Consider the following 20,468-nt stretch of genomic DNA (forward strand, 5'->3'; position numbering starts at 1 on the left):
GCCTGAAGAGTAACCCAACGGCCTTTTTATTTCACCACCTAATCCTCCGCCAACGATCAACTTCTCTTTTTCCCGTCTCCCTGAATCAACATGTTTAGCCCATGCAACAAACATCAAAATAACAGGTGTTTAATTGTACAACATGATGCTATGCTGGCCGAACGGTGTTTAGTAAATTAAACAATCAAAATGAATATTTTCCCTGAACATTCTTGTGATGTGTTGATTATTGGTAGCGGTGCCGCCGGGCTTTCACTGGCGCTACGTCTGGCGGATAAGCATCAAGTCATCGTTCTAAGTAAAGGTCCAGTTACAGAAGGCTCGACGTTTTACGCCCAGGGCGGAATTGCCGCCGTGTTTGATGAAACTGACAGCATCGATTCACATGTGGAAGATACCTTAATTGCTGGTGCCGGAATTTGCGATCGCCATGCTGTTGAATTTGTTGCCAGCAATGCGCGTTCCTGCGTGCAATGGTTGATCGACCAGGGGGTGTTGTTTGATACCCACGTTCAGCCAAATGGCGAAGAGAGCTACCATCTGACTCGTGAAGGTGGACATAGTCACCGTCGTATTCTTCATGCCGCCGACGCTACTGGTAAAGAAGTAGAAACCACACTAGTGAGCAAGGCGCAGAACCATCCGAATATTCGCGTGCTGGAACGCAGCAACGCCGTCGATCTGATTATTTCTGACAAAATTGGTCTGCCGGGTACGCGACGGGTTGTTGGCGCATGGGTGTGGAATCGCAATAAAGAAGCGGTAGAAACCTGCCACGCAAAAGCGGTAGTGCTGGCAACCGGAGGCGCATCGAAAGTTTATCAGTATACCACCAATCCGGATATTTCCTCTGGCGATGGTATTGCCATGGCCTGGCGCGCGGGTTGCCGGGTTGCTAATCTTGAATTTAATCAGTTCCACCCTACCGCACTGTATCATCCACAGGCTCGAAATTTCCTGTTAACGGAAGCCTTACGTGGCGAAGGCGCTTATTTGAAACGCCCGGACGGTACACGATTTATGCCCGATTTTGATGAGCGCGGCGAACTGGCCCCGCGCGATATTGTCGCCCGCGCCATTGACCATGAAATGAAACGCCTCGGCGCGGATTGTATGTTCCTCGACATCAGCCATAAGCCCGCCGATTTTATTCGTCAGCATTTCCCAATGATTTATGAAAAATTATTGGGGCTGGGCATTGATCTCACGAAAGAGCCTGTGCCAATAGTGCCCGCTGCGCACTACACCTGCGGTGGCGTGATGGTAGATGATTATGGGCGTACCGACGTTGATGGCCTGTATGCCATTGGTGAAGTCAGCTATACAGGATTACATGGCGCTAACCGAATGGCCTCTAACTCATTGCTGGAGTGTCTGGTCTACGGCTGGTCGGCAGCGGAAGATATTGCAAAGCGTATGCCTTATGTGCGCGGCGTCAGTACGTTACCGCCGTGGGATGAAAGCCGCGTTGAGAATCCTGATGAACTGGTGGTGATTCAACATAACTGGCATGAGTTACGCCTGTTTATGTGGGATTACGTGGGCATTGTACGCACAACAAAGCGCCTGGAGCGCGCCCTGCGGCGGATCAATATGCTGCAGCAGGAGATAGATGAATATTATGCTCACTTCCGTGTGTCGAATAATTTGCTGGAGCTGCGTAATCTGGTGCAGGTTGCCGAGTTGATTGTTCGCTGCGCGATAATGCGCAAAGAGAGTCGGGGCTTGCATTACACGCTGGATTACCCGGAGCTACTCACGCATTCCGGTCCATCGATTCTCACCCCCGGCAATCATTACATAAACAGATAAAAAGCCTGGGTCAGCGCCGTATACGCTTCGGAATAGTTCTGGTCTGGCCCACGAATCACTAAGCGATCGCTAAAACACTCCCCCGCCTGTGGGGAGAATGCCAGCAGCACCCGATGCGGCAGTCGCGCTTCGTTTTCCGCCACATCCGTCCGTAAACGTAAATGCCAGCCCATATTTAACGCCAGTTCAGTAAAACCATTACCGATCTGTTCTGGCAGCACCACGCAGAAAAATCCCTCTTCGGTAATGCATTCTGCCGCGCAAGTGAGCAACGTCTGGTGATCAAGCGTAGTGGTATAGCGCGCCTGCTCCCGCTGTGGTGTTGCGCACTCTACTCCCTGCTGATAATACGGCGGGTTACTGATGATTAAATCAAAGCGCGTTGTCTGCTGGGTAAGCCACTGCTGAATATCCCCCGTATGGACGTTAATCCGCTCTGCCCACGGGGACTGCGCGATATTTTTCTGCGCCTGGGCAGCCGCTTCGTTTTCAATTTCAACCGCATCGATTATCACGCCATCATCGGTGCGCTGCGCCAGCATCAAAGCCAATAACCCGCTACCGCTACCGATATCAAGGCAGCGTTTTACCCCAGCCACAGGAGCCCATGCGCCCAGCAAAATTCCATCCGTTCCCACTTTCATTGCACAGCGATCGTGTGCGACAAAAAACTGTTTAAAAGTAAATCCATTACGACGAAGCACGGATGTAGACTGTGACATGAAAATAAAACCTTGCTGGAAAAACGGCGATAGCACCGGGTAAGAACAATACCTGAGAAGCGATATCCATACAAACAGATGAAGATTGCAGCCGTAACGTCTATAATCAGCGCCCCACACAGAGGTAGAACATGACTGTAACGACTTTTTCCGAACTTGAACTCGACGAAAGCCTGCTGGAAGCTCTCCAGGATAAAGGTTTCACTCGCCCGACCGCCATTCAGGCTGCCGCCATTCCGCCTGCGCTCGATGGCCGTGATGTACTCGGTTCTGCGCCGACAGGCACCGGTAAAACGGCGGCGTATCTGCTGCCAGCGTTGCAGCACCTGCTCGATTTCCCGCGTAAGAAATCCGGTCCGCCGCGTATTTTGATCCTCACCCCAACTCGCGAACTGGCGATGCAGGTGGCCGATCATGCCCGCGAACTGGCGAAACATACGCATCTGGATATCGCCACCATCACTGGTGGCGTGGCTTATATGAACCACGCAGAAGTGTTCAGCGAAAACCAGGACATCGTGGTCGCCACAACCGGTCGTCTGCTGCAGTATATAAAAGAAGAGAACTTTGATTGCCGCGCGGTTGAAACACTGATCCTCGACGAAGCAGACCGTATGCTGGATATGGGCTTCGCCCAGGATATCGAACATATTGCTGGCGAAACTCGCTGGCGTAAACAAACCCTGCTCTTCTCAGCAACGCTGGAAGGCGATGCCATTCAGGATTTTGCCGAGCGTCTACTGGAAGATCCAGTGGAGGTTTCTGCGAATCCGTCCACTCGTGAGCGCAAAAAAATTCATCAGTGGTATTACCGTGCCGATGACCTTGAGCATAAAACCGCGTTGCTGGTGCATCTGTTAAAACAACCAGAAGCGACCCGCTCAATTGTGTTTGTGCGTAAGCGTGAGCGTGTGCATGAGCTGGCAAACTGGCTGCGCGAAGCGGGCATCAACAACTGCTATCTCGAAGGTGAGATGGTACAAGGCAAGCGTAACGAAGCGATCAAACGCCTGACCGAAGGTCGTGTTAACGTGCTGGTTGCAACCGATGTTGCCGCACGCGGTATCGACATTCCGGATGTCAGCCACGTCTTTAACTTCGATATGCCGCGCAGTGGCGATACTTATTTGCACCGTATCGGGCGTACCGCTCGCGCTGGTCGTAAAGGTATCGCTATCTCGCTGGTTGAAGCTCATGACCATCTGCTGCTGGGTAAGGTCGGTCGTTATATTGAAGAGCCGATTAAAGCACGCGTAATTGATGAGTTACGACCGAAGACCCGTGCACCAAGCGAGAAACAGACCGGCAAGCCATCGAAAAAAGTGTTGGCAAAACGCGCCGAGAAGAAAAAGGCTAAAGAGAAAGAGAAGCCACGGGTGAAAAAACGCCATCGCGATACCAAAAATATTGGTAAGCGCCGCAAACCAAGCGGAACGGGCGTGCCGCCGCAAACGACAGAAGAGTAATCATAATGCCGGGTTAAGCCCGGTATTAAAAGTGCAGGCAAACGCAAAATTGCCTGATGCGCTACGCTTATCAGGCCTACGAGACTCATGCAATGTATTGAATTTGCACAATTTTGTAGGCCGGATAAGGCGTTCACGCCGCATCCGGCATGAACAAAGCGCATTTGTCGACAAATTGAATGCCGGGTTTAAGCCCGGCATTATTTTTATCCCGGCAAAAAGCACTCTTCAATACACTGAATAAAAATGTGCATCGCCGGGCTAACCGCTTTTCCGGCATGGTGAGCGCACATTGCCGTAATGGTTTGCGGCGGTTCGCCAAAGGGTAATTCAATTAATTCTCCGCACTCCAGCTCTTTTGCTACCGCAAAGCGCGGTAAGTAGCTGACTCCGATATTTGCTGCGACACATCGCTTGATACTTTCAATGCTTATAAGCTCAATGGTGCTTTCCACCGTGATCCGCCGCTGACGCAGCGTGCTCTCAAAGATCTGACGGAAGACGCATTGCGGTTCGTTAATAATAAAGCTACAGGCGTTATGTCTTCCCGGCTCAGTAAAATCGACATCTGCAATTTGCGGTGAAGCCACCAGCACCAGTGATTGTTCACCCAACTCTCGTCGGTTCAGAGCATCATCATTCCCTACGCGATAAAAAACCCCGACATCTGCCTCATCATTCAGTAGCGCATCACGGATCACGTAACAGTTCAGCGACTGCAACGATAAACGCACTTTTGGTGCGCGTTGCCGAAAACGCTGCAACACCTGCGGCATTCGATAAGAGAGTAACGTTTCGCCTGAAACAACGCGCAGCTCCCCATCCGGATCTGACTCTTTTTTGGCAGCCTCGCGTAGCGTATCCATCACTCTGGTGAGTTCATAAATGTGCGGCAGCAGCTTTTTTCCTTCGCGAGTGAGGCACATCCGTCGGCCAATTTTCTCAAACAACTGGACCGAGAACTCCTGTTCAAGCTGCTGAATATGAAAAGTCACCGTCGATTGTGTGCAGCACAATTTTTGCGAAGCTCGCAAAAAGGAACCCTCTTCCACCACGGTTTTAAGCGTAATAAAACGGCGCAGATCCATAAACCCAAACCTATCGATATTGTCGAATTTAGAATGTAAAAACATTCATTTTTTTAAATGTTTCATGTCGGGTACTGTCTATCAAAACAAAGGAGATAACAAGTGACACCGACCCTATTAAGTGCTTTCTGGACCTACACCCTGATTACTGCCCTCACGCCTGGACCGAACAATATTCTTGCGCTGAGTTCAACCACGTCGCATGGGTTTCGTCAGAGTACCCGCGTACTGGCGGGGATGAGTCTGGGATTTTTGATTGTCATGCTGCTGTGTGCGGGAATTTCATTTTCATTGGCTGTTATCGACCCGGCAGCAGTGCATCTGTTGAGTTGGGCGGGGGCGGCATATATTGTCTGGCTGGCGTGGAAAATCGCTACCAGTCCAACAAAAGAAGACGGACTTCAGGCAAAACCGATCAGCTTTTGGGCGAGCTTTGCGCTACAGTTTGTGAACGTCAAAATTATTTTGTACGGCATTACGGCACTGTCGACGTTTGTTCTGCCGCAAACACAGGCGTTAAGCTGGGTAGTTGGCGTCAGCGTTTTGCTGGCGATGATTGGGACGTTTGGCAATGTGTGCTGGGCGCTGGCGGGGCATCTGTTTCAGCGATTGTTTCGCCACTATGGTCGCCAGTTGAATATCGTTCTGGCGCTGTTGCTGGTCTATTGTGCGGTACGTATTTTCTATTGAAAGACAAAAGAAAAGCGGAAGAGATTACCCTCTTCCGCTTAATAACTTGCTACTTAAGCCTTACAGGCTTTCAGTAAAGGTACGAGCGATAACGTCGCGCTGCTGTTCCGGAGTCAGAGAGTTGAAGCGAACTGCATAACCGGATACACGGATAGTCAGCTGCGGATATTTTTCCGGATGCTTAACTGCATCTTCCAGAGTTTCACGACGCAGAACGTTTACGTTCAGGTGCTGACCACCTTCAACGCGAACTTCTGGTTTAACTTCTACTGGAACTTCACGGTATTCAATGTCACCCAGTTTGCTTACTGCAACCACTTCGTCTTCTGCAAAACCTGCTTTCGCAACGATGCAACGCGCTTCGCCTTTTTCGCTGTCCAGCAGCCAGAAAGAGTTCAGCAGATCGTCATTAGCGGCTTTAGTAATCTGGATACCTGTAATCATGTGATGCCTCCCCGGCAAATTATTTGATTTGATTAGCCTGTCGCGGCCAATTGGTAAAACCATTGTTGCTTGAGTGTATATATACTCCTCAAACACCCTTGATTCTTTGATTTAAATCAACAAAAACCACACATCAAATGTGGTCAGAAATGGATTTTATTGTTTTACATCAACTTATGCGAGCGTGAGATTTTACCAATTTACACTTTTTTGCACTCGTTTATGGCTAAAAAATGAGCTTGATTTTGTTCTGTAGAAAGAAGCAGTTAAGCTAGGCGGATTGAAGATCCGCAGGAGAGCGAGATGACTAACCAATTAACCTGGCATGATGTGCTGGCTGAAGAAAAGCAGCAACCCTATTTTCTTAACACCCTCCAGACCGTTGCCAGCGAGCGGCAGTCCGGGATAACCATCTACCCACCACAAAAAGATGTCTTTAACGCCTTTCGCTTTACTGAACTGGGCGATGTCAAAGTGGTGATCCTCGGTCAGGATCCTTACCACGGCCCCGGACAAGCGCACGGTCTGGCATTTTCCGTTCGCCCAGGTATTGCTATACCGCCTTCTCTACTGAATATGTATAAAGAACTGGAAAATACCCTTCCAGGCTTTACTCGCCCGACACATGGCTATCTTGAAAGCTGGGCACGTCAGGGGGTTCTCCTGCTCAACACCGTATTGACGGTACGCGCAGGCCAGGCACATTCCCACGCCAGCCTCGGCTGGGAAACGTTTACTGATAAAGTCATCAGCCTGATTAATCAGCATCGTGAAGGCGTGGTGTTTTTGTTATGGGGATCACATGCGCAAAAGAAAGGGGCGATTATAGATAAGCAACGCCATCACGTGCTGAAAGCGCCGCATCCGTCGCCGCTTTCGGCGCATCGTGGATTCTTTGGCTGCAACCATTTTATGCTGGCAAATCAGTGGCTGGAACAACGTGGCGAAAAACCGATTGACTGGATGCCAGTGTTACCGGCAGAGAGTGAGTAAATTTGCGGGAAAATGCCGGATGACATCGTTGCCATCCGGCTGATTTATCAGGCTTTGTTCTGACGCCACCATTCGCCAAGCAGCACGCCAGTTGCGACAGAGATATTCAGCCCGGCAACGTTGCCAGTACCATCAATCTTCACGCGCAAATCGTTCGGATCGCGTGCGGCATCCGGTAACCCTTCATATTCCTGACCCAGCACCAGCACCATTTTCTCTGGCAAACTGGTTTTGAACAGCGGTTTACCCTGCTCGCTGGAAGTGGTCACTACGGTATAACCCGCCTGACGGAAATCATCCAGCACGTTAACAATGTTGTCGCCGGTAATCGGCTGAACGTGCTCTGCGCCGCCTTCTGCGGTACGGATTGCCGCACCCGATTCCAGCAACGCCGCATCCTGCACCACAACGCCTTTCACGCCAAAGTGCGCGCAGCTACGCATCATGCCACCCAGGTTATGCGGGTTAGATTCGTTTTCCAGCGCCAGTACACAATCCTGCGCGCCGGCCTGGCTTACCCACTGCTGTACGGTTGTGCCGTTACGCTTTTTAATCAGGAAGCAAACGCCGCCGTGATGTTCCGTGCCTGACGCTTTTGTCAGTTCCGCTTCATCCACTACATGGTACGCTTTGCGGTTTGCAGCCATCCAGCGCAAGGCTTCTTTAAAACGCGGCGTTACGCTCTGGATAAACCAGGCGCGAACAATCGCTTCCGGACGGCTCTGGAACAGTGCCTGACATGCATTTTCGCCGTAAACGCGGGTTTCTTCCGCACGCTGACGACGCAACACTTCCGGATCAATAAAACTTTTACCACTGATGCCACCGTGATCGGCCTTTTCCGGCGTCTCATCACCCGGCGCGCGGGAAACCGTGCGCCACGGCGAATCTTCCCACTTGCGGTCACGGGGCTGACTCTGTTTGTCATCGCGGGCGGGGCGACGGCCACCGTCGGCACGAGATTTTCCTGGACGCCCGCCCCCTTTCCCGGTTCGCGGGTTATGGGTACGTTTATCAGAATCATCATCACTGCGGACATACATCACTTTGACCTTGCCGCTTTTACCTTTCATTTCATCGTTCATGCTTTTCTCCACCAGCGCTGCGCGAAGCGCGCAGATTACCCGAAGTGCGCGCGGTTCGCCATGATTTCGTACCAAAGCCTGCGACTATCATACCTATTGAATAAAACAGATTGTTGTCTGGAACATTGCCTTTGATAATATGTAACATATTAGAAACATACCGGCGTCATTGCCGATAAGTCTCCTTACTCATCTCGAGGTTAGTTATGAATACCGTTTGTACCCATTGTCAGGCCATCAATCGCATTCCCGACGATCGGATCGAAGATGCGGCAAAATGCGGACGCTGCGGTCACGACCTGTTTGACGGAGAGGTGATTAATGCGACCGGTGAAACACTCGACAAATTGCTGAAAGACGATCTGCCTGTAGTGATCGACTTCTGGGCGCCGTGGTGCGGCCCCTGCCGTAACTTCGCGCCGATTTTTGAAGATGTTGCGCAAGAGCGTAGCGGTAAAGTGCGTTTTGTAAAAGTGAATACCGAAGCTGAACGTGAATTAAGCAGCCGCTTTGGTATTCGTAGCATTCCGACGATTATGATTTTCAAAAATGGTCAGGTTGTTGACATGCTCAACGGCGCAGTGCCGAAAGCACCGTTCGATAGTTGGTTGAACGAATCTCTTTAATCTTACCGGGGCGCATCTTGTGCCCCGTTTTCTCCTCTGCGACAATGGCGGTTTTTCGACGCCCTCTCTCATGACCGAAAACGCTGTTCTCCAGTTACGCGCCGAACGTATTGCACGCGCAACGCGTCCTTTTCTTGCCCGTGGTAATCGCGTTCGTCGTTGCCAACGCTGCCTTTTGCCAGAGAAACTTTGCCTCTGTTCGACAATCACCCCAACTGAAGCAAAAAGCCGTTTTTGTTTGCTGATGTTCGATACCGAGCCAATGAAGCCCAGCAATACCGGACGTTTAATTGCTGATATCTTGCCGGATACTGTCGCGTTTCAATGGTCGCGCACTGAACCATCGCAAGATTTGCTGGAGCTGGTACAAAACCCGGATTACCAACCAATGGTGGTTTTTCCCGCCTCGTATGCCGGCGGGCAACGGGAAGTCATCTTCTCGCCGCCTTCCGGTAAGCCGCCGCTGTTTATCATGCTCGATGGCACCTGGCCGGAAGCTCGGAAAATGTTTCGTAAAAGTCCGTATCTGGATAATCTTCCCGTCATTTCCGTCGATCTTTCCCGGCTTTCTGCCTATCGCCTGCGTGAAGCCCAGGCCGAAGGCCAATATTGTACTGCCGAAGTAGCCATCGCACTTTTAGATATGGCGGGCGATACCGAAGCAGCAACGGGCTTAGGCGAGCATTTCACTCGTTTTAAAACGCGCTATCTGGCAGGAAAAACGCAACATCTGGGTAGCATCACAGCAGAACAGTTAGAAAGCGTTTAAAATCATTCGGTCACTTCTGCGGGAGACCGGTATGAGTCAGCGAGGACTGGAAGCACTACTGCGACCAAAATCGATAGCGGTAATTGGCGCATCGATGAAACCCAATCGCGCAGGTTACCTGATGATGCGTAACCTGCTGGCGGGAGGCTTTAACGGGCCGGTACTCCCGGTGACGCCAGCCTGGAAAGCGGTGTTGGGTGTGCTGGCCTGGCCGGATATTGCCAGCTTGCCCTTTACACCCGACCTTGCGGTTTTGTGCACCAATGCCAGCCGCAATCTTGCTCTTCTGGAAGAGCTCGGCGAGAAGGGCTGTAAAACCTGCATTATTCTTTCTGCACCAGCATCTCAACACGAAGATCTCCGCGCCTGCGCCCTGCGCCATAACATGCGTCTGCTCGGGCCAAACAGTCTGGGATTACTGGCTCCCTGGCAAGGTCTGAATGCCAGCTTTTCGCCCGTGCCGATTAAACGCGGCAAGCTGGCGTTTATTTCGCAGTCTGCTGCCGTCTCCAACACCATCCTCGACTGGGCGCAACAGCGTGAAATGGGCTTTTCGTATTTTATTGCTCTCGGCGACAGCCTGGATATCGACGTTGACGAATTGCTCGATTATCTGGCGCGCGACAGTAAAACCAGTGCCATCCTGCTCTACCTCGAACAGTTAAGCGACGCGCGACGCTTTGTTTCGGCTGCCCGTAGCGCCTCTCGCAATAAACCGATTCTGGTGATTAAAAGCGGACGTAGCCCAGCGGCTCAACGTCTGTTGAACACCACGGCAGGAATGGATCCGGCGTGGGATGCGGCTATTCAGCGTGCAGGTTTATTACGAGTGCAGGACACTCACGAACTGTTTTCGGCAGTGGAAACCCTTAGCCATATGCGCCCGCTACGTGGCGACCGGCTGATGATAATTAGCAACGGTGCCGCGCCTGCCGCGCTGGCGCTGGATGCCTTATGGTCGCGCAATGGCAAACTGGCAACGCTCAGTGAAGAGATTTGCCAGAAACTGCGCGATGCGCTGCCAGAACATGTTGCTATCTCTAACCCGCTCGATCTGCGCGATGACGCCAGCAGTGAACATTATGTTAAAACGCTGGATATTCTGCTCCACAGCCAGGATTTTGATGCACTGATGGTTATTCATTCGCCCAGCGCCGCAGCGCCCGCAACAGAAAGTGCGCAAGCATTAATTGAAGCGGTAAAACATCATCCCCGCAGCAAGTATGTATCTCTACTGACGAACTGGTGTGGCGAGCACTCCTCGCAAGAGGCACGACGTTTATTCAGCGAAGCTGGACTGCCAACCTATCGAACGCCGGAAGGAACCATCACCGCTTTTATGCATATGGTGGAGTACCGGCGAAACCAGAAGCAACTACGCGAAACGCCGGCGCTGCCCAGCAATCTGACCTCTAATACCGCAGAAGCGCATATTCTGCTACAGCAAGCCATTGCTGAAGGAGCGACATCACTCGATACCCATGAAGTTCAGCCAATCCTGCAAGCGTACGGCATGAACACGCTCCCCACCTGGATTGCCAGCGATAGCACCGAAGCGGTGCATATTGCTGAACAGATTGGTTATCCGGTGGCGCTGAAGTTGCGCTCGCCGGATATTCCGCATAAATCAGAAGTTCAGGGCGTGATGCTCTATTTGCGTACGGCTAATGAAGTCCAGCAAGCCGCGAACGCTATTTTCGATCGCGTAAAAATGACCTGGCCGCAGGCGCGGGTCCACGGCCTGTTGGTGCAAAGTATGGCTAACCGTGCTGGCGCTCAGGAGTTGCGGGTTGTGGTTGAGCACGATCCGGTTTTCGGGCCGCTTATCATGCTTGGTGAAGGCGGTGTGGAATGGCGTCCTGAAGATCAAGCCGTCGTCGCACTGCCGCCGCTGAATATGAACCTGGCCCGCTATCTGGTTATTCAGGGGATCAAAAGTAAAAAGATTCGTGCGCGCAGTGCGCTACGCCCATTGGATGTTGCAGGCTTGAGTCAGCTTCTGGTGCAGGTTTCCAACCTGATTGTCGATTGCCCGGAGATTCAGCGGCTGGATATTCATCCTTTGCTGGCTTCCGGCAATGAATTTACCGCGCTGGATGTCACGCTGGATATCGCGCCGTTTGAAGGCGATAACGAGAGTCGCCTTGCTGTGCGTCCGTATCCGCATCAGCTGGAAGAGTGGGTAGAATTGAAAAACGGTGAACGCTGCTTGTTCCGCCCGATTTTGCCGGAAGATGAGCCACAGCTTCAGCAATTCATTTCGCGAGTCACCAAAGAAGATCTTTATTACCGCTACTTTAGCGAGATCAACGAATTTACCCATGAAGATTTAGCCAACATGACGCAGATCGACTACGATCGAGAAATGGCTTTTGTGGCGGTACGACGTATTGATCAAACAGAAGAGATCCTTGGCGTCACACGAGCGATCTCTGACCCTGATAACATCGATGCCGAATTTGCCGTACTGGTTCGATCGGACCTCAAAGGATTAGGCTTAGGCCGCCGCTTAATGGAAAAGTTGATTACCTATACGCGAGATCACGGACTGCAACGTCTGAATGGTATTACGATGCCAAACAATCGTGGCATGGTGGCGCTGGCCCGCAAGCTCGGGTTTAACGTTGATATCCAGCTCGAAGAGGGGATCGTTGGGCTTACGCTAAATCTTGCCCAGCGCGAGGAATCATGAGTAAGGTACTGGAAATGTTGACCACTTAATCGGGACTGGTGTTATTATTGCCCGCTTATGTCGTCTGCATTGCACAGAGGACCCTTCAATGAACAGAGAAGAAATGCACTGTGATGTTGTCAAAATTTAAGCGTAATAAACATCAACAACACCTTGCCCAACTACCCAAGATTTCTCAATCAGTTGATGATGTCGATTTCTTTTACGCTCCCGCCGACTTCCGGGAGACGCTGCTGGAAAAAATAGCCAGCGCGAAGCAGCGCATTTGCATCGTTGCCCTGTATCTCGAACAGGATGACGGTGGCAAAGGCATTCTGAACGCGTTGTATGAGGCTAAACGGCAGCGTCCGGAACTGGATGTGCGGGTGCTGGTCGACTGGCATCGTGCACAACGTGGACGCATTGGCGCTGCGGCATCTAACACTAATGCTGACTGGTACTGCCGCATGGCGCAGGAAAATCCGGGCGTAGATGTTCCGGTTTATGGCGTTCCAATCAATACCCGTGAAGCCCTTGGCGTTCTGCACTTTAAAGGCTTTATCATCGACGATAGCGTACTTTATAGCGGTGCCAGCCTGAACGATGTTTATCTGCATCAGCACGATAAATACCGCTACGACCGTTATCATCTGATCCGTAACCGTAAGATGTCAGACATTATGTTTGAATGGGTTACACAGAATATTATGAATGGTCGCGGAGTTAACCGTCTGGATGATGTTAATCGCCCAAAAAGTCCGGAAATCAAGAACAACATTCGCCTGTTCCGCCAGGAGCTACGTGATGCCGCTTATCATTTCCAGGGCGATGCCGATAACGATCAGCTTTCCGTAACGCCGTTGGTTGGTCTGGGGAAATCGAGTCTGTTGAACAAGACCATTTTCCATCTTATGCCTTGTGCCGAGCAGAAACTAACCATCTGCACGCCATACTTCAACCTGCCAGCAATCCTTGTGCGCAATATCATCCAGTTGCTGCGCGAAGGGAAGAAGGTCGAAATCATTGTCGGTGATAAAACCGCGAATGACTTCTACATTCCAGAAGATGAACCTTTCAAGATAATTGGCGCACTGCCTTATCTTTATGAGATCAATCTGCGTCGCTTCCTGAGCCGTTTGCAGTATTACGTCAATACTGACCAGTTAGTGGTTCGGTTATGGAAAGATGACGACAACACCTATCATCTGAAAGGAATGTGGGTTGATGATAAGTGGATGCTGGTAACCGGTAATAACCTCAACCCACGCGCCTGGCGTCTGGATCTGGAAAATGCCATTTTGATCCACGATCCGCAACTGGAACTTGCGCCACAGCGTGAGAAAGAACTGGAGCTGATCCGCGAGCATACCACCATCGTTAAGCACTACCGCGATCTGCAAAGTATTGCCGATTATCCGGTGAAGGTTCGCAAACTTATCCGCCGTTTGCGCCGTATCCGCATCGACCGATTAATTAGTCGCATCCTGTAATCACAACCCCGTCCTGTACGGGGTTTGTTTTTTGGAGGCCCACGTTTTGCGTATTCTTTTTGTCTGTTCGCTATTGTTACTTTCTGGATGCAGCCATATGGCTAACGATAGCTGGAGCGGGCAGGATAAAGCTCAACACTTTATCGCCTCGGCGATGCTTTCCGCAGCCGGAAATGAATATGCACAGCATCAGGGGATGAGTCACGATGGCAGTGCGACTTTCGGGCTGATGTTCTCTGTTGGGCTGGGCGCGTCAAAAGAACTTTGGGATAGCCGCCCCGAGGGGAGCGGCTGGAGCTGGAAAGATTTTGCCTGGGATGTCGCCGGTGCAACTACCGGCTATACCATCTGGCAACTGGCGCATCACTAAAGACGCATCCCCTTCCCTTTGCGATGTAGCATCAAAGAAACCAGAAACGCCACCACGGCCATCAAGGTCACATACCAGAAGAAGGCTGTTTCCATTCCTATTGATTTCAGCGACAACGCTACGTACTCCGCCGAACCACCAAATATAGCATTGGCGACCGCATATGACAGGCCAACGCCTAATGCGCGAACCTGTGCCGGGAACATCTCAGCCTTCAGTATTCCACTGATTGAAGTATAAAAACTCACGATCAGCAGGGCGCACATCACCAGACCAAAAGCGGCATAAGGCGAGGAAACGTTTTGCAATGCTGAGAGAATAGGAACTGTAAAAATGGCTGCCAGAGAACCGAAACATAACATTGAGGTACGGCGACCAATCTTATCCGACAGCGCACCAATGAGTGGTTGAATAAGCATGAATACAAACAATGCGGCTGTCATAATGCCACTCGCCACGTTGGCATGCATTCCCGCAGTATTTACCAGATACTTCTGCATATAAGTGGTGAAGGTATAGAAACAAAGGGAGCCCGCAGCGGTAAAACCGAGAACCATGATGAATGCACGGCGATTGCGCCATAATCCTTTCAGAGATCCAGCTTCTTTTAAAGCGCGTGTTTCTTGTTGTGAAGTTTCATCTAACTGACGACGTAACCACAATGCCACAACCGCTAACACAGCTCCTAACGCGAAAGGAATACGCCATCCCCACTCTCTGAGTGCAGCGTCTTCCATGGTGTGTTGTAAAACCACGACAACCAGTAGTGCCAACAGTTGTCCGCCGATCAACGTGACATACTGAAATGAGGCATAAAAACCTTTACGACCTTCTACTGCGACTTCACTCATATAGGTGGCGCTGGTGCCATATTCTCCACCTACAGATAATCCCTGGAATAAACGCGCGAGAAGTAACAACGCCGGAGCCCAGGTGCCAATAGTTTCATAGCCTGGCAAACATGCGATAACCAGAGAGCCGAAACACATCATACATACTGATAACAGCATCGATTTCTTGCGGCCATGCTTATCGGCAATTCGACCAAATAACCAGCCGCCTATTGGGCGCATCAAGAATCCTGCTGCAAAAACACCGGCTGTTTGCAGTAGTTGAGTGGTCGTGTTACCAGAAGGGAAGAAGATGTGGGCGAAGTAGAGGGAACAAAACGAGTAGACGTAGAAATCAAACCATTCGACCAGGTTGCCTGAAGAGGCCCCTACAATTGCCCAAATGCGGCGACGAGTATCACTACTTGTCAGTTTGCCATCTGCTGTTACAGTGCTTTCTGCCATGCCACTATTTCTCCTGCCATAATCCGATGCTTTGTCGGTTGCTGTTGTTTATTTTTTAGCAATGTAAGTGTTATACATTTGTTATATATGATTATGCAACCTTAACAGTGAATTTAATTAGCAGGGGAACGGTTATTGAGGAGCTTAAGGATAAATTTCTGGTAAGGAGGACACGTATGGAAGTGGGCAAGTAGGGAAAGCCGTATCCGTTGCTGAATCTGGCGTATGTGGGGAAATAATGCGCTGTTGCCCCCTGCCGTAACTCTGCGTAGGACGGATAAGACGCGCCAGCGTCGCATCCGGACTTTTTTCTGCACCAGCGCAAAAAGGCCATCCTTCCGGATGGCCTTTCGCTAAATTTGATGCCTGGCAGTTCCCTACTCTCGCATGGGGAGACCCCACACTACCATCGGCGCTACGGCGTTTCACTTCTGAGTTCGGCATGGGGTCAGGTGGGACCACCGCGCTACGGCCGCCAGGCAAATTCTGTTTTATCAGACCGCTTCTGCGTTCTGATTTAATCTGTATCAGGCTGAAAATCTTCTCTCATCCGCCAAAACATCTTCGGCGTTGTAAGGTTAAGCCTCACGGTTCATTAGTACCGGTTAGCTCAACGCATCGCTGCGCTTACACACCCGGCCTATCAACGTCGTCGTCTTCAACGTTCCTTCAGGACTCTCAAGGAGTCAGGGAGAACTCATCTCGGGGCAAGTTTCGTGCTTAGATGCTTTCAGCACTTATCTCTTCCGCATTTAGCTACCGGGCAGTGCCATTGGCATGACAACCCGAACACCAGTGATGCGTCCACTCCGGTCCTCTCGTACTAGGAGCAGCCCCCCTCAGTTCTCCAGCGCCCACGGCAGATAGGGACCGAACTGTCTCACGACGTTCTAAACCCAGCTCGCGTACCACTTTAAATGGCGAACAGCCATACCCTTGGGACCTACTTCAGCCCCAGGATGTGATGAGCCGACATCGAGGTGCCAAACACCGCCGTCGATATGAACTCTTGGGCGGTATCAGCCTGTTATCCCCGGAGTACCTTTTATCCGTTGAGCGATGGCCCTTCCATTCAGAACCACCGGATCACTATGACCTGCTTTCGCACCTGCTCGCGCCGTCACGCTCGCAGTCAAGCTGGCTTATGCCATTGCACTAACCTCCTGATGTCCGACCAGGATTAGCCAACCTTCGTGCTCCTCCGTTACTCTTTAGGAGGAGACCGCCCCAGTCAAACTACCCACCAGACACTGTCCGCAACCCGGATCACGGGTCCACGTTAGAACATCAAACATTAAAGGGTGGTATTTCAAGGTCGGCTCCACGCAGACTGGCGTCCACGCTTCAAAGCCTCCCACCTATCCTACACATCAAGGCTCAATGTTCAGTGTCAAGCTATAGTAAAGGTTCACGGGGTCTTTCCGTCTTGCCGCGGGTACACTGCATCTTCACAGCGAGTTCAATTTCACTGAGTCTCGGGTGGAGACAGCCTGGCCATCATTACGCCATTCGTGCAGGTCGGAACTTACCCGACAAGGAATTTCGCTACCTTAGGACCGTTATAGTTACGGCCGCCGTTTACCGGGGCTTCGATCAAGAGCTTCGCCTTGCGGCTGACCCCATCAATTAACCTTCCGGCACCGGGCAGGCGTCACACCGTATACGTCCACTTTCGTGTTTGCACAGTGCTGTGTTTTTAATAAACAGTTGCAGCCAGCTGGTATCTTCGACTGATTTCAGCTCCACGAGCAAGTCGCTTCACCTACACATCAGCGTGCCTTCTCCCGAAGTTACGGCACCATTTTGCCTAGTTCCTTCACCCGAGTTCTCTCAAGCGCCTTGGTATTCTCTACCTGACCACCTGTGTCGGTTTGGGGTACGATTTGATGTTACCTGATGCTTAGAGGCTTTTCCTGGAAGCAGGGCATTTGTTGCTTCAGCACCGTAGTGCCTCGTCATCACGCCTCAGCCTTGATTTTCCGGATTTGCCTGGAAAACCAGCCTACACGCTTAAACCGGGACAACCGTCGCCCGGCCAACATAGCCTTCTCCGTCCCCCCTTCGCAGTAACACCAAGTACAGGAATATTAACCTGTTTCCCATCGACTACGCCTTTCGGCCTCGCCTTAGGGGTCGACTCACCCTGCCCCGATTAACGTTGGACAGGAACCCTTGGTCTTCCGGCGAGCGGGCTTTTCACCCGCTTTATCGTTACTTATGTCAGCATTCGCACTTCTGATACCTCCAGCATACCTCACAGCACACCTTCACAGGCTTACAGAACGCTCCCCTACCCAACAACACATAGTGTCGCTGCCGCAGCTTCGGTGCATGGTTTAGCCCCGTTACATCTTCCGCGCAGGCCGACTCGACCAGTGAGCTATTACGCTTTCTTTAAATGATGGCTGCTTCTAAGCCAACATCCTGGCTGTCTGGGCCTTCCCACATCGTTTCCCACTTAACCATGACTTTGGGACCTTAGCTGGCGGTCTGGGTTGTTTCCCTCTTCACGACGGACGTTAGCACCCGCCGTGTGTCTCCCGTGATAACATTCTCCGGTATTCGCAGTTTGCATCGGGTTGGTAAGTCGGGATGACCCCCTTGCCGAAACAGTGCTCTACCCCCGGAGATGAATTCACGAGGCGCTACCTAAATAGCTTTCGGGGAGAACCAGCTATCTCCCGGTTTGATTGGCCTTTCACCCCCAGCCACAAGTCATCCGCTAATTTTTCAACATTAGTCGGTTCGGTCCTCCAGTTAGTGTTACCCAACCTTCAACCTGCCCATGGCTAGATCACCGGGTTTCGGGTCTATACCCTGCAACTTAACGCCCAGTTAAGACTCGGTTTCCCTTCGGCTCCCCTATTCGGTTAACCTTGCTACAGAATATAAGTCGCTGACCCATTATACAAAAGGTACGCAGTCACCCCATAAAGAGGCTCCCACTGCTTGTACGTACACGGTTTCAGGTTCTTTTTCACTCCCCTCGCCGGGGTTCTTTTCGCCTTTCCCTCACGGTACTGGTTCACTATCGGTCAGTCAGGAGTATTTAGCCTTGGAGGATGGTCCCCCCATATTCAGACAGGATACCACGTGTCCCGCCCTACTCATCGAGCTCACAGCATGTGCATTTTTGTGTACGGGGCTGTCACCCTGTATCGCGCGCCTTTCCAGACGCTTCCACTAACACACACACTGATTCAGGCTCTGGGCTGCTCCCCGTTCGCTCGCCGCTACTGGGGGAATCTCGGTTGATTTCTTTTCCTCGGGGTACTTAGATGTTTCAGTTCCCCCGGTTCGCCTCATTAACCTATGGATTCAGTTAATGATAGTGTGTCGAAACACACTGGGTTTCCCCATTCGGAAATCGCCGGTTATAACGGTTCATATCACCTTACCGACGCTTATCGCAGATTAGCACGTCCTTCATCGCCTCTGACTGCCAGGGCATCCACCGTGTACGCTTAGTCGCTTAACCTCACAACCCGAAGATGTTTCGTAAAACACCATCGTGTCGCGAAAATTTGAGAGACTCACGAACAACTTACGTTGTTCAGTGTTTCAATTTTCAGCTTGATCCAGATTTTTAAAGAGCAAATATCTCAAACATCACTCGTAAGTGAGTTTTGAGATACATAGGTCGGCGACTTTCACTCACAAACCAGCAAGTGGCGTCCCCTAGGGGATTCGAACCCCTGTTACCGCCGTGAAAGGGCGGTGTCCTGGGCCTCTAGACGAAGGGGACGTATCAGTCTGCTTCGCAAGACGCCTTGCTTTTTACTTTCTATCAGACAATCTGTGTGAGCACTTCAAAGAACGCTTCTTTAAGGTAAGGAGGTGATCCAACCGCAGGTTCCCCTACGGTTACCTTGTTACGACTTCACCCCAGTCATGAATCACAAAGTGGTAAGCGCCCTCCCGAAGGTTAAGCTACCTACTTCTTTTGCAACCCACTCCCATGGTGTGACGGGCGGTGTGTACAAGGCCCGGGAACGTATTCACCGTGGCATTCTGATCCACGATTACTAGCGATTCCGACTTCATGGAGTCGAGTTGCAGACTCCAATCCGGACTACGACGCACTTTATGAGGTCCGCTTGCTCTCGCGAGGTCGCTTCTCTTTGTATGCGCCATTGTAGCACGTGTGTAGCCCTGGTCGTAAGGGCCATGATGACTTGACGTCATCCCCACCTTCCTCCAGTTTATCACTGGCAGTCTCCTTTGAGTTCCCGGCCGGACCGCTGGCAACAAAGGATAAGGGTTGCGCTCGTTGCGGGACTTAACCCAACATTTCACAACACGAGCTGACGACAGCCATGCAGCACCTGTCTCACAGTTCCCGAAGGCACCAATCCATCTCTGGAAAGTTCTGTGGATGTCAAGACCAGGTAAGGTTCTTCGCGTTGCATCGAATTAAACCACATGCTCCACCGCTTGTGCGGGCCCCCGTCAATTCATTTGAGTTTTAACCTTGCGGCCGTACTCCCCAGGCGGTCGACTTAACGCGTTAGCTCCGGAAGCCACGCCTCAAGGGCACAACCTCCAAGTCGACATCGTTTACGGCGTGGACTACCAGGGTATCTAATCCTGTTTGCTCCCCACGCTTTCGCACCTGAGCGTCAGTCTTCGTCCAGGGGGCCGCCTTCGCCACCGGTATTCCTCCAGATCTCTACGCATTTCACCGCTACACCTGGAATTCTACCCCCCTCTACGAGACTCAAGCCTGCCAGTATCAGATGCAGTTCCCAGGTTGAGCCCGGGGATTTCACATCTGACTTAACAGACCGCCTGCGTGCGCTTTACGCCCAGTAATTCCGATTAACGCTTGCACCCTCCGTATTACCGCGGCTGCTGGCACGGAGTTAGCCGGTGCTTCTTCTGCGGGTAACGTCAATGAGCAAAGGTATTAACTTTACTCCCTTCCTCCCCGCTGAAAGTACTTTACAA

Annotated in this window: 14 protein-coding genes, 1 tRNA gene and 3 rRNA genes; 9 read left to right on the top strand and 9 right to left on the bottom strand. The window is 51.4% G+C overall.

Annotated features, from left to right (window positions below):
* Positions 1 to 189: 189 nt before the first annotated feature.
* A complete protein-coding gene (gene nadB / locus WES_RS05635) occupies positions 190 to 1,812 on the top strand; it encodes an L-aspartate oxidase (protein ID WP_001020196.1) in 1,623 nt (540 codons plus the stop codon).
* On the opposite strand, the gene trmN is transcribed toward nadB, so the two are convergent.
* Entirely contained in the window at positions 1,797 to 2,534 is a 738-nt protein-coding gene (trmN, locus tag WES_RS05630; RefSeq protein ID WP_010349146.1) for a tRNA(1)(Val) (adenine(37)-N(6))-methyltransferase TrmN, read from the bottom strand. The genes nadB and trmN overlap by 16 nt on opposite strands.
* A 131-nt stretch (positions 2,535 to 2,665) precedes the next feature.
* Between trmN and srmB the strand changes: the two genes are divergently transcribed.
* Positions 2,666 to 4,000, top strand: coding sequence for an ATP-dependent RNA helicase SrmB (gene srmB / locus WES_RS05625; RefSeq protein WP_000219187.1), 1,335 nt, complete (start codon positions 2,666 to 2,668; stop codon positions 3,998 to 4,000).
* Positions 4,001 to 4,206: 206 nt separating this feature from the next.
* Here srmB and WES_RS05620 read toward each other — a convergent pair whose 3' ends face one another.
* The gene (locus WES_RS05620) at positions 4,207 to 5,088 is read right to left on the bottom strand and encodes a LysR family transcriptional regulator (protein ID WP_016158805.1); all 882 of its coding nucleotides are present in this window, start codon (positions 5,086 to 5,088) and stop codon (positions 4,207 to 4,209) included.
* Between the two features lie 102 nt (positions 5,089 to 5,190).
* On the opposite strand from WES_RS05620, the gene eamB reads away from it, so the two are divergent.
* Complete coding sequence (eamB, locus tag WES_RS05615) at positions 5,191 to 5,778, top strand: cysteine/O-acetylserine transporter (RefSeq protein WP_000189200.1); 588 nt, start codon at positions 5,191 to 5,193, stop codon at positions 5,776 to 5,778.
* A gap of 60 nt (positions 5,779 to 5,838) precedes the next feature.
* Here the strand turns inward: eamB and grcA are convergent, their stop codons facing one another.
* Complete coding sequence (grcA, locus tag WES_RS05610) at positions 5,839 to 6,222, bottom strand: autonomous glycyl radical cofactor GrcA (RefSeq protein ID WP_000627804.1); 384 nt, start codon at positions 6,220 to 6,222, stop codon at positions 5,839 to 5,841.
* Positions 6,223 to 6,525: 303 nt separating this feature from the next.
* On the opposite strand from grcA, the gene ung reads away from it, so the two are divergent.
* Positions 6,526 to 7,215 carry a uracil-DNA glycosylase gene (ung, locus tag WES_RS05605; RefSeq protein WP_000184513.1) on the top strand — a complete coding sequence of 230 codons (690 nt, stop codon included), beginning with the start codon at positions 6,526 to 6,528 and terminating at the stop codon, positions 7,213 to 7,215.
* A gap of 47 nt (positions 7,216 to 7,262) precedes the next feature.
* Here the strand turns inward: ung and WES_RS05600 are convergent, their stop codons facing one another.
* Positions 7,263 to 8,300: a tRNA/rRNA methyltransferase gene (locus tag WES_RS05600; RefSeq protein WP_000997406.1), complete on the bottom strand. Its 1,038-nt coding sequence runs from the start codon at positions 8,298 to 8,300 to the stop codon at positions 7,263 to 7,265.
* Between the two features lie 206 nt (positions 8,301 to 8,506).
* On the opposite strand from WES_RS05600, the gene trxC reads away from it, so the two are divergent.
* The 5 genes from trxC to WES_RS05575 all read left to right on the top strand — a co-directional run bounded on the left by trxC (position 8,507) and on the right by WES_RS05575 (position 14,226).
* Entirely contained in the window at positions 8,507 to 8,926 is a 420-nt protein-coding gene (gene trxC, locus WES_RS05595; RefSeq protein WP_001098726.1) for a thioredoxin TrxC, read from the top strand.
* A 70-nt stretch (positions 8,927 to 8,996) separates the two neighbouring features.
* Entirely contained in the window at positions 8,997 to 9,695 is a 699-nt protein-coding gene (gene tapT / locus WES_RS05590) for a tRNA-uridine aminocarboxypropyltransferase (protein WP_000138188.1), read from the top strand.
* A 31-nt stretch (positions 9,696 to 9,726) separates the two neighbouring features.
* A complete protein-coding gene (gene patZ, locus WES_RS05585) occupies positions 9,727 to 12,387 on the top strand; it encodes a peptidyl-lysine N-acetyltransferase PatZ (protein WP_016158806.1) in 2,661 nt (886 codons plus the stop codon).
* 113 nt (positions 12,388 to 12,500) lie between these two features.
* A complete protein-coding gene (gene pssA, locus WES_RS05580; RefSeq protein WP_016158807.1) occupies positions 12,501 to 13,856 on the top strand; it encodes a CDP-diacylglycerol--serine O-phosphatidyltransferase in 1,356 nt (451 codons plus the stop codon).
* A gap of 46 nt (positions 13,857 to 13,902) precedes the next feature.
* Complete coding sequence (locus WES_RS05575) at positions 13,903 to 14,226, top strand: YfiM family lipoprotein (protein ID WP_071599022.1); 324 nt, start codon at positions 13,903 to 13,905, stop codon at positions 14,224 to 14,226.
* Here the strand turns inward: WES_RS05575 and kgtP are convergent.
* From kgtP to WES_RS05550, 5 genes are all read right to left on the bottom strand, one after another.
* Positions 14,223 to 15,521, bottom strand: a complete 1,299-nt coding sequence (gene kgtP, locus WES_RS05570) for an alpha-ketoglutarate permease (RefSeq protein WP_000841089.1) — start codon at positions 15,519 to 15,521, stop codon at positions 14,223 to 14,225. The genes WES_RS05575 and kgtP overlap by 4 nt on opposite strands.
* 364 nt (positions 15,522 to 15,885) lie before the next feature.
* Positions 15,886 to 16,001: ribosomal RNA gene (rrf, locus tag WES_RS05565) — 5S ribosomal RNA — on the bottom strand.
* A gap of 94 nt (positions 16,002 to 16,095) precedes the next feature.
* Positions 16,096 to 18,999: ribosomal RNA gene (locus WES_RS05560) — 23S ribosomal RNA — on the bottom strand.
* 191 nt (positions 19,000 to 19,190) lie between these two features.
* A tRNA-Glu gene (locus tag WES_RS05555) sits at positions 19,191 to 19,266 on the bottom strand.
* Between the two features lie 85 nt (positions 19,267 to 19,351).
* Positions 19,352 to 20,468 (bottom strand): 16S ribosomal RNA (locus WES_RS05550); the annotation flags it as partial.

The organism is Escherichia sp. KTE31, from assembly GCF_000407925.1.
GTDB classification, from domain to species: Bacteria; Pseudomonadota; Gammaproteobacteria; order Enterobacterales; family Enterobacteriaceae; genus Escherichia; species Escherichia ruysiae.